This is a genomic window from Alicyclobacillus acidoterrestris, from assembly GCF_022674245.1.
GTDB classification, from domain to species: Bacteria; Bacillota; Bacilli; order Alicyclobacillales; family Alicyclobacillaceae; genus Alicyclobacillus; species Alicyclobacillus acidoterrestris.
The window spans coordinates 4090001-4097500 of the sequence record NZ_CP080467.1; the positions used below are offsets into that span (position 1 = coordinate 4090001).

3 protein-coding genes, 28 tRNA genes and 1 rRNA gene (1 of these 32 running past the window's edge) are annotated in these 7500 nt (G+C 53.8%); 1 reads left to right on the plus strand and 31 read right to left on the minus strand.

The features are described from left to right. The 3 genes from K1I37_RS20075 to cysK all read right to left on the minus strand — a co-directional run. A 16S ribosomal RNA gene (locus K1I37_RS20075) occupies window positions 1-960 on the minus strand; it reaches 572 nt to the left of the window's first position. Window positions 961-1564: 604 nt separating this feature from the next. Then, the gene (locus tag K1I37_RS20080) at window positions 1565-2503 is read right to left on the minus strand and encodes a manganese-dependent inorganic pyrophosphatase (protein WP_021295016.1); all 939 of its coding nucleotides are present in this window, start codon (window positions 2501-2503) and stop codon (window positions 1565-1567) included. Between the two features lie 46 nt (window positions 2504-2549). Next, entirely contained in the window at window positions 2550-3476 is a 927-nt protein-coding gene (cysK, locus tag K1I37_RS20085) for a cysteine synthase A (protein WP_031217788.1), read from the minus strand. A gap of 327 nt (window positions 3477-3803) precedes the next feature. Between cysK and K1I37_RS20090 the strand changes: the two genes are divergently transcribed. Continuing rightward, window positions 3804-4412, plus strand: a complete 609-nt coding sequence (locus K1I37_RS20090; protein ID WP_021295018.1) for a cell wall hydrolase — start codon at window positions 3804-3806, stop codon at window positions 4410-4412. A gap of 230 nt (window positions 4413-4642) precedes the next feature. On the opposite strand, the gene K1I37_RS20095 is transcribed toward K1I37_RS20090, so the two are convergent. The 28 genes from K1I37_RS20095 to K1I37_RS20230 all read right to left on the minus strand — a co-directional run bounded on the left by K1I37_RS20095 (window position 4643) and on the right by K1I37_RS20230 (window position 7251). Continuing rightward, window positions 4643-4719: transfer RNA gene (locus K1I37_RS20095), tRNA-Ile, on the minus strand. Window positions 4720-4724: 5 nt separating this feature from the next. Next, window positions 4725-4811 (minus strand) — tRNA-Leu (locus K1I37_RS20100). A gap of 40 nt (window positions 4812-4851) precedes the next feature. After that, window positions 4852-4928: transfer RNA gene (locus K1I37_RS20105), tRNA-Asp, on the minus strand. Between the two features lie 3 nt (window positions 4929-4931). Next, window positions 4932-5007 (minus strand) — tRNA-Met (locus K1I37_RS20110). Between the two features lie 6 nt (window positions 5008-5013). After that, window positions 5014-5089 (minus strand) — tRNA-Lys (locus K1I37_RS20115). 5 nt (window positions 5090-5094) lie between these two features. Beyond that, a tRNA-Glu gene (locus K1I37_RS20120) sits at window positions 5095-5169 on the minus strand. Between the two features lies 1 nt (window position 5170). Then, a tRNA-Ala gene (locus K1I37_RS20125) sits at window positions 5171-5246 on the minus strand. A 40-nt stretch (window positions 5247-5286) separates the two neighbouring features. Further along, window positions 5287-5363, minus strand: a tRNA-Pro gene (locus K1I37_RS20130). A gap of 16 nt (window positions 5364-5379) precedes the next feature. Continuing rightward, a tRNA-Arg gene (locus K1I37_RS20135) sits at window positions 5380-5456 on the minus strand. Window position 5457: 1 nt separating this feature from the next. Continuing rightward, window positions 5458-5532: transfer RNA gene (locus K1I37_RS20140), tRNA-Gln, on the minus strand. 3 nt (window positions 5533-5535) lie between these two features. Next, a tRNA-His gene (locus tag K1I37_RS20145) sits at window positions 5536-5611 on the minus strand. Between the two features lie 65 nt (window positions 5612-5676). After that, window positions 5677-5760 (minus strand) — tRNA-Tyr (locus K1I37_RS20150). Window positions 5761-5763: 3 nt separating this feature from the next. Next, window positions 5764-5838 (minus strand) — tRNA-Thr (locus K1I37_RS20155). Window positions 5839-5843: 5 nt separating this feature from the next. Beyond that, window positions 5844-5920 (minus strand) — tRNA-Met (locus K1I37_RS20160). A 4-nt stretch (window positions 5921-5924) separates the two neighbouring features. Beyond that, a tRNA-Ser gene (locus K1I37_RS20165) sits at window positions 5925-6015 on the minus strand. Window positions 6016-6019: 4 nt separating this feature from the next. After that, window positions 6020-6094: transfer RNA gene (locus K1I37_RS20170), tRNA-Val, on the minus strand. A gap of 43 nt (window positions 6095-6137) precedes the next feature. Further along, window positions 6138-6213, minus strand: a tRNA-Phe gene (locus K1I37_RS20175). Between the two features lie 4 nt (window positions 6214-6217). Then, a tRNA-Met gene (locus tag K1I37_RS20180) sits at window positions 6218-6293 on the minus strand. 40 nt (window positions 6294-6333) lie between these two features. After that, window positions 6334-6407, minus strand: a tRNA-Cys gene (locus K1I37_RS20185). Window positions 6408-6413: 6 nt separating this feature from the next. Next, window positions 6414-6493: transfer RNA gene (locus K1I37_RS20190), tRNA-Leu, on the minus strand. A 5-nt stretch (window positions 6494-6498) separates the two neighbouring features. Then, window positions 6499-6591 (minus strand) — tRNA-Ser (locus K1I37_RS20195). A gap of 95 nt (window positions 6592-6686) precedes the next feature. Then, window positions 6687-6758: transfer RNA gene (locus K1I37_RS20200), tRNA-Gly, on the minus strand. A 3-nt stretch (window positions 6759-6761) separates the two neighbouring features. Then, window positions 6762-6837: transfer RNA gene (locus K1I37_RS20205), tRNA-Val, on the minus strand. A gap of 9 nt (window positions 6838-6846) precedes the next feature. Continuing rightward, window positions 6847-6926: transfer RNA gene (locus K1I37_RS20210), tRNA-Leu, on the minus strand. Between the two features lie 4 nt (window positions 6927-6930). Continuing rightward, window positions 6931-7003, minus strand: a tRNA-Lys gene (locus K1I37_RS20215). A 5-nt stretch (window positions 7004-7008) separates the two neighbouring features. Beyond that, a tRNA-Gly gene (locus K1I37_RS20220) sits at window positions 7009-7082 on the minus strand. Window positions 7083-7087: 5 nt separating this feature from the next. Continuing rightward, window positions 7088-7164, minus strand: a tRNA-Arg gene (locus tag K1I37_RS20225). Between the two features lie 2 nt (window positions 7165-7166). Beyond that, window positions 7167-7251 (minus strand) — tRNA-Leu (locus tag K1I37_RS20230). Window positions 7252-7500: the final 249 nt, after the last annotated feature.

Here is a 7500-nt window from a genome sequence, read left to right on the forward strand (position 1 = left end):
CGTTGCTTCGAATTAAACCACATGCTCCACTGCTTGTGCGGGCCCCCGTCAATTCCTTTGAGTTTCAGTCTTGCGACCGTACTCCCCAGGCGGAGTGCTTATTGGGTTTCCTTCGGCACTGGGGTGTGTCCCCCCAACACCTAGCACTCATCGTTTACGGCGTGGACTACCAGGGTATCTAATCCTGTTTGCTCCCCACGCTTTCGTGCCTCAGCGTCAGTCACTGTCCAGCAAGGCGCCTTCGCCACTGGTATTCCTCCACATATCTACGCATTTCACCGCTACACGTGGAATTCCCCTTGCCTCTCCAGCACTCAAGTCATGCAGTTTCCAAAGCAATCCCAAGGTTGAGCCTTGGACTTTCACTTCAGACTTACACAACCGCCTACGCACGCTTTACGCCCAGTGATTCCGGACAACGCTTGCCCCCTACGTATTACCGCGGCTGCTGGCACGTAGTTAGCCGGGGCTTCCTCACTCGGTACCGTCTCACAAGGAGCTTTCCACTCTCCTTGTCGCTCTCCCCGAGCAACAGAGCTTTACAACCCGAAGGCCTTCTTCGCTCACGCGGCGTTGCTCCGTCAGGCTTGCGCCCATTGCGGAAGATTCCCTACTGCTGCCTCCCGTAGGAGTCTGGGCCGTGTCTCAGTCCCAGTGTGGCCGGTCACCCTCTCAGGTCGGCTACGCATCGTCGCCTTGGTGAGCCGTTACCTCACCAACTAGCTAATGCGCCGCGGGCTCCTCTCTCAGCGATGCAGTTGCATCTTTCAACACAAGTAGATGCCTACCTGTGTATTATCCGGCATTAGCACCCGTTTCCGAGTGTTATTCCAGTCTGAAAGGCAGATTGCCCACGTGTTACTCACCCGTCCGCCGCTAGCCCCGAAGGGCTCGCTCGACTTGCATGTATTAGGCACGCCGCCAGCGTTCGTCCTGAGCCAGGATCAAACTCTCAAAAATGGCGTTGTTACATATGTTTCAATCGTCGCTGTGACCAAAGGTCACGTCGACCGAAACTTTTAGGCGTGTGTGTTCAGTTTTCAAGGAACCAAACCTGCTGCGAAAGCCCCACAAAAGCTGATTCAACGAGGAATCAGACGAAGTGATTCTTTCAAACAAGTACCGCTTCTGTCGAAGCAACTCTATTAGTGTACCACGAAACATTTCGGTTGTCACTAGTGAATTTTGTATCACGCGCTTCGACTGATGATAGCATCAGATTTACTAGCGCATCCAATCATCCACAAGTTACAAGCATGAGTTTCGCACGCGCCGCCGAAGCGACAATGAGTAATATATCACATATCGCGGGCGTCTTCAAGCAATCAATGCATGGAAATTACGCGAGAGGTAATTTGAGCGTAATTCTGGGATGGCAGCATCGGCTCAAAGTTCATCGACGAGCGAATATGCAAAGGTGATAGCGCACGGCGATAGGCTACCAACCCGCATATCAAAATACGCAAACATCTTACACCAAAGCCGCCCACCTACTCGGTGGGCGGCCTATCATCCCTTGAACGCGTCTAGCGCGATAGAAAATCAACAATCGTGAACGTACTGCTTACTTCTTCAGTTGACTCAGCGTGTCGGTCAAGACAGGCACAATTTGCTTCTTGCGCGAAACAACGCCTTTGAGCACAGCCTTGTTATCCGCCAGTTTGACATTGTACGCAGTCTCCACTGCATGCGCCGCATGACCAAGCGCCACTGCAATCGAGTCGTTGTTCAAGATGTCCGTCACGACAAACAGGAACAAATCCAGTCCCTTCTTGTCAATAACGCCCTGCAACACTTTCTCCAATTCAGCTTGGCGGGACAATACATCGTTTGTATCGACCGCGTTGACTTGCGCGATCTCGACCTTGAAGTCGCCCATCGTGAACTCTTTGGCATCGAGCGAGATGAGATCTTCGATGCTCTTGTCACTTAAATCCGCACCAGCTTTGAGCATTTGCAAGCCGTAGTCGTCGATGTCGAGACCCGCAATTTCGGCCAATTCTCGAATCGCGGCGACGTCCTCCTGCGTGCAGGTCGGTGACTTCAGAAGCAGCGTATCGGAGATGATAGCCGAGACCATCAGGCCTGCAATCTCCTTGCGGATTGGCACATTGTGTTCCTTGTACAGCTTATTGAGGATAGTCGCCGTGCAGCCCACCGGTTCTGCGCGATAGTACAGCGGGTTGCTCGTTTCAAAGTTTGCGATCCGGTGGTGATCGACCACCTCAATGACCTGCACCTGATCGATATCGTCGGCGCTTTGTTGGCGCTCGTTGTGATCGACCAAGATAACCTCGCTCGCCTCAGCCGCCACAGCCTCGACAAGCCGTGGTGCCTCCACGTTGAAGTGATTTAGTACAAATTGAGTCTCTGCGTTGACATTGCCTAAACGGACAGGCTCTGCAGAAACGCCGAGTTGTTGTTTTAAGTCCGCATAGACAATCGCAGATGTAATCGAATCCGTGTCCGGATTTTTGTGTCCAAAGACAAGTACCTTGCCCATCGTGATCCTCCTCATGTCAGTGCCCATCAGGCACACGCACCGCTGCTCAGTCGAATTGGTAAAGTGGTGTGGACAAATAGCGTTCGCCATTCGACGGCGACACGGTTACCACGCGCTTGCCCTTGCCCAATTCCTTCGCCAGTTGAAGGGCCACGTATACGTTAGCGCCAGAGGAAATCCCGACGAGAAGACCCTCTTCTTTCGACAGGCGACGTGCATATTCAAACGCGGTATCGTTTTCTACCGTGCGCACTTCGTCATAAATCTCGCGATCTAGAATGGTCGGAACAAAGTTTGCCCCAATCCCCTGGATTTTGTGCGGACCGGGTTGACCACCGGAGAGAATCGGAGATGCCGCTGGTTCGACAGCAACCACTTTGACGCCAGGGATTTCCTTGCGCAAAACGCGACCTACGCCCGTGAGCGTACCGCCGGTACCAACGCCCGCGACAAACGCATCCACTTTTTTATCGAGCTGCTCCAAGATTTCCGGGCCTGTGGTCAATTCATGGACCAACGGGTTAGCCGGGTTGTCAAACTGTTGCGGCATGAAGTAACCGTGTTCCTTAGCCAATTCTGCAGCCTTGTTCACGGCGCCCTTCATTCCTTCGCTCCCTGGCGTCAGCACCAAATCTGCACCATACGCGCGAAGGAGGCTCTTGCGTTCCTGACTCATGGTTTCCGGCATCGTAAACACCGCACGGTAGCCTTTGGCTGCCGCGACAAGCGCCAACCCAATACCGGTATTTCCGCTGGTCGGTTCTACAATCGTATCGCCCGGCTTCAGACGGCCATCGCGCTCTGCCGCCTCAATCATCGCCTTCGCAATCCGGTCTTTCACACTACCACCAGGATTAAACCATTCCAGCTTGACGTACACGTCTGCGTCATTAGCGCCGGTCATGTTCCGCAGTTTAACAACGGGTGTCTGGCCGATTAAGTCGAGAATATTATCAACCGTCTTCAATGTGATTCCCCCATTGGTCGCAGTTTGTCGGATAGTTCGCACATCTCAGCAAGATGCCAAAACGCGTCGACTAAAACCGACTAACCCGTAATGTATAGCGGGTATTTACTAACATCAGTATATGGGATTGTCGGGCAGGTCGCAAATATTCTTTTGTAAAAGTTTTCAGGAGAAATAGAAATTCCACCAAACACGCGCTATATCCAGACGACGCTCTCGTCACCTCGTCATCATCTTGCGGCACGTATCGCAACCAAGAGGGTTGGTAAGAATGGTAGCGTGAGCCGCAAGGGTTCGCGAAGTATTTCCACCTTGTCGTGTTTGGAGGTACATATGACAAAACCAGCGAAACGATTGACGAGAACGTGCGCAATTATGCTAGCAACCCTCAGTGTTCCAGCCGTGGTTTATGCGGCTGCTACGTACACGGTAAAACCAGGGGACACCCTATGGTCCATTGCACAACAAAACGGCATGACATTGCAGCAATTAGAAGACGCCAATCCGCAACTCTCTGATTTCAACCAAATTCAAGTCGGAGAAAAAATCACCTTGCCAAATGGCCAAACGACCACGGAAGACGACTTGTACTGGCTAGCCCACATCATCAGCGCTGAGGCACAAGGCGAGTCCCAAGAGGCACAGGAGGCCGTCGGCGACGTGGTACTCAACCGTCTGCACGCAGGCGGCTACGGCAACACCGTTCACGATGTCATTTTCCAGGTGGTAGATGGTGCCTACCAATTTACGCCTGTTCTCAACGGATCGATCTACGATACCCCCACCTCATCCGCCATCGCCGCGGCGTCCGCCGATTTACAGGGACTCAATATCGTGCCAGATGCGCTATTTTTCTATAACCCGAATGAGGTGCCAGCGGGATCGTGGGTGGAACAACAACCCACCATCACACAAATCGACTCACTGGTGTTTGCAAAATAGCTGTGGTGGCAGGACAAACTGCCGCCACAGCCAACCAGCGAATCATGTTCGCGACAACGGCAACCGCATTTCTATTTCGATCCCGCCCCCACTCACATCTATCTCCATACCAGAGCACACGCCGACACGGACGACCACTAGCTACTACGACAGTGGCGGCGTTACCCAAACTGCAAACACAACAAAAAAGACCCTTGGGAGATTTCCCCCAAAGGTCTTCTTCAATCATATGGTGGGCCCAGGTGGACTCGAACCACCGACCTCACGATTATCAGTCGTGCGCTCTAGCCAGCTGAGCTATGGGCCCAAATTTGGTGCGGTCGAGAGGACTTGAACCTCCACGGGGTTGCCCCCACAAGAACCTGAATCTTGCGCGTCTGCCAATTCCGCCACGACCGCATATGCAGGGGACACCATTATGTGTCACCATTTTTGAATCTGGCGGAGCTGACGGGATTCGAACCCGCGATCTCCTGCGTGACAGGCAGGCATGTTAGGCCTCTACACCACAGCTCCACGTGGTTGCGGGGGCAGGACTTGAACCTGCGACCTTCGGGTTATGAGCCCGACGAGCTGCCAACTGCTCCACCCCGCGTCAATATGGTGGGTCATGAAGGAATCGAACCTTCAACCTGCCGATTAAGAGTCGGATGCTCTGCCAATTGAGCTAATGACCCAAACTTGGTGACCCTAAGGGGATTCGAACCCCTATTACCGCCGTGAGAGGGCGGCGTCCTAACCATTAGACGATAGGGCCATGGTGGAGGTAGACGGATTCGAACCGACGACCCCCTGCTTGCAAGGCAGGTGCTCTCCCAGCTGAGCTATACCCCCATATTCCTATCTTCACCGATCCCGCCAAAGCGACCTCGATTGGTCGGAGCAGCGGGATTCGAACCCACGACCTCCTGCTCCCAAGGCAGGCGCGCTACCAAGCTGCGCTATGCTCCGTCATTATATCGCTAGATGGCGTGCCCTGAGAGATTCGAACTCCCGACCTTTTGATTCGTAGTCAAACGCTCTATCCAGCTGAGCTAAGGGCACATGGCTGGGGAAGAAGGATTCGAACCTTCGCATGACGGTACCAAAAACCGTTGCCTTACCGCTTGGCTATTCCCCAACGTGGGGTGAGTGATGGGAATCGAACCCATGCATGCCGGAATCACAATCCGGTGCGTTAACCCCTTCGCCACACTCACCACATCTGAAACCTACATTTCAGCCATCACTACCCGACGACAACACACAGGTCGTCACAGGAAAATGGTGGAGGGGGAAGGATTCGAACCTTCGAAGCTTTCGCAACGGATTTACAGTCCGCCCCAGTTGGCCACTTTGGTACCCCTCCGTATGGAGCCACCTGTCGGATTTGAACCGACGACCTGCTCATTACGAGTGAGCCGCTCTACCCCTGAGCCAAGGTGGCATACGTGGTAGCGGCGAGTGGATTCGAACCACCGACGCCACGGGTATGAACCGTGTGCTCTAACCAGCTGAGCTACGCCGCCACAGTGGCGGAGAGAAAGGGATTCGAACCCTTGAGACGGTTTCCCGCCTACACGATTTCGAGTCGTGCTCCTTCGACCAGCTCGGACATCTCTCCGCGTTGGTGCGGCTAATAGGAATTGAACCTATGACCCCCACCGTGTCAAGGTGGTGCTCTCCCTCTGAGCTATAGCCGCGCTTGCAACACGTCGCAAGTCTAGCAAATAAAACAGGTGTTGCTGGTGGCTCGGGACGGAATCGAACCGCCGACACGAGGATTTTCAGTCCTCTGCTCTACCGACTGAGCTACCGAGCCAAGATGGTTGCGGGGGCAGGACTTGAACCTGCGACCTTCGGGTTATGAGCCCGACGAGCTGCCAACTGCTCCACCCCGCGACATAAGGTAAAACATGTATCTACGGTTTGTCTAAGAAACTGGAGGCGCCAACCGGATTCGAACCGGTGGTAAAGGTTTTGCAGACCTCTGCCTTACCACTTGGCTATGGCGCCATTAAATGCGGGTGAAGGGACTCGAACCCCCACGGTTTCCCGCTGGAACCTAAATCCAGTGCGTCTGCCAATTCCGCCACACCCGCATGATTGGCGGAGAGAAAGGGATTCGAACCCTTGAGACGGTTTTAGCCGCCTACACGATTTCCAATCGTGCTCCTTCGACCAACTCGGACATCTCTCCATTGCCGCAAAAGGTAGGTTGCATCAGTCCACTTAGACGGCATACTTGATGCACGTTTACACAAGTAAACGAAGCAACCCACTTTCGCAACCATAAGCGGAAGACGGGATTCGAACCCGCGACCCTCGCCTTGGCAAGGCGATGCTCTACCCCTGAGCCACTTCCGCGTGTGGTGGGCGCTGACGGGTTCGAACCGCCGACCCTCTGCTTGTAAGGCAGATGCTCTCCCAGCTGAGCTAAGCGCCCCCACAAAAATGCCGAAGGCCGGACTCGAACCGGCACGGTTTCCCGCACGATTTTGAGTCGTGTGCGTCTGCCAATTCCGCCACTTCGGCAAGATGAGCCATCCGCGACTCGAACGCGGGACACCCTGATTAAAAGTCAGGTGCTCTACCGACTGAGCTAATGGCTCACAACTGGAGCGGGTGATGGGAATCGAACCCACGCTATCAGCTTGGAAGGCTGAAGTTCTACCATTGAACTACACCCGCATAACTGGCGTGCCCTGAGAGATTCGAACTCCCGACCTTTTGATTCGTAGTCAAACGCTCTATCCAGCTGAGCTAAGGGCACATTGGTGTCGAAGGCGGGACTTGAACCCGCACGGGTTTCCCCACACGCCCCTCAAACGTGCGCGTCTGCCGATTCCGCCACTTCGACGTATCCTCTTCCGAAACGCCACTAGGCAAAGTGGAAGAGCACGTATTACTATATCACAGACTTAACACATGCGCAACCCTTACTTACGAAGAATTGATGGTTAAATCTGCGGTAAAAAGATGTAGTATCCCACGTGACATCCACTACAGCGCGGGTCTTGTAGAACCCAAAGTAACCCGCCCATGAACCGGTTGCCTGATACACTACATCTGAACAGTTTCATCAACGTTGCAGGCATGAAGTCACCTA

Bases quoted from the DNA above. Each gene is read 5' to 3' on its own strand.
- K1I37_RS20080 (WP_021295016.1), bottom strand. From the start codon at position 2,503: ATGGGCAAGGTACTTGTCTTTGGACACAAAAATCCGGACACGGATTCG.
- K1I37_RS20090 (WP_021295018.1), top strand. From the start codon at position 3,804: ATGACAAAACCAGCGAAACGATTGACGAGAACGTGCGCAATTATGCTA.